General features: G+C 68.2%; 2 protein-coding genes. Both read right to left on the bottom strand.

Annotated elements, in window-relative coordinates:
- A partial coding sequence (locus ACZ52R_RS43490) for an IS3 family transposase (protein ID WP_465755581.1) occupies positions 1 to 935 on the bottom strand: 935 nt, incomplete at its 3' end.
- Positions 936 to 955: 20 nt separating this feature from the next.
- Positions 956 to 1,339, bottom strand: coding sequence for a transposase (locus ACZ52R_RS43495; protein WP_465626867.1), 384 nt, complete (start codon positions 1,337 to 1,339; stop codon positions 956 to 958).
- Between the last annotated feature and the right edge of the window lie 79 nt (positions 1,340 to 1,418).

The following is a 1,418-nucleotide window of genomic DNA, read 5'->3' on the forward strand; positions in this document are numbered from 1 at the left end:
GGTGGTCTGGGGCGGCGGCCGAAGCGCTCGGGGTGCCGTGCATAGGCCTCGACGAGGGTGACGGCCCGCTGGTCGCGGATCTCATCGGCGGTTCCGAAGTGGACGCTGGCGGGCGTGTGGAGTCCGATGCCCGAGTGCCGGTGCTCGTGGTTGTAGTACGAGATGAAGGTGTCGAACCATTCGCGGGCGTGGGCCAGGGAGTCGAACCGCTCGGGATAGTCGGACATGTACTTGGTGGTCTTGAACTGGGCCTCGCTGTACGGGTTGTCGTTGGAGACCTTGGGGCGCGAGTGACTTCTGGTGACCCCGAGGTCGATCAGCAGCTGGGAGACTTTCTTGCTGGTCATCGAGGTGCCGCGGTCGGCGTGCACGGTCTCGGGGACGATGCCGTTGCGCGCGATGGTCTCGCGGATCAACTCTTCCGCCCGCTCGGCGGATTCGGCCGCCTCGACGGTGTGGCCGACGATGTAGCGGCTGAAGATGTCAAGGATGACGTAGGCGTGGTACCAGATTCCCTTGCTGGGGCCGGCTGCCTTGGTGATGTCCCATGTGAACACCTGCGAAGGCGCGGTGGCAACCAGCTCGGGCACTGTTCTGGCCGGGTGGGTGGCCTGGCGGCGGCGCTCACCCGACTGCCCCCGCTCACGCAGGATCCGGTACATCGTGGAGACCGAGCAGTGGTAGCGCCCGGTATCCAGCTCGCGGGCCCAGATCTGTGCGGGCGGCAGCTCGGCGTACTCGGGGCTGTTCATCAACTCCAGTACCGCATCACGTTCTTCGGTCGAAAGGGCCGACGGTTGGACCTGGGGCTGTCGTGGCCCGCGCGCGGGCAGCGGCTGCAGCCTGCGGTAGTGGGTGGCCCGGGAGCGGCCGGTCAGCCGGCACGCGGCCGTGATGCCCAGTTCGTGTTCGACGCCGGCGAACGCCTCGTCCACGACCGGGTCGGCGGCGTGCCTCAGTCCGCGCCCTCGGAGATCATTTCCAAGAGCGCCGACGCTTTTCCCAGGACCTCCAGTGCGGCCTTGTTCCGGGCCAGTTCCTTCTCCAGCCGTTCCACCTGCCGACGCAGTTTCTCGTTCTCGACCTCGGCGGCGGACTTCTTCGTGCGGGCCGGGCTCGTGCGGCGGTCGGCCAGGTTCTCCAGGGCCCCGGCATCGCGCGCGGCCCGCCACTCGGTGACGTGCGAGTGGTACAGGCGCTCGCGGCGCAGGACCGCGCCCTTCTCGCCCTCGGGCGCGGCGTCGTACTCGGCCACGATCCGCAGCTTGTACTCGGGGCTGAACGTGCGGCGCTTCGGCCTGGGCGCCGGGTCGGCAGCGGACGAATTGGTGCTGGTCATCAGGGGTGGAACTCCTACTCGGGCCCTCTCAGGCTAACCCGACAAAGCGGGATGTCTCACCCAAGGCTGGCAGAGAGGG

The organism is Kitasatospora sp. NPDC034023, from assembly GCF_055575795.1.

Coding starts and splice junctions, on each gene's coding strand:
- ACZ52R_RS43495 (WP_465626867.1), bottom strand. CDS start 1,339: ATGACCAGCACCAATTCGTCCGCTGCCGACCCGGCGCCCAGGCCGAAG.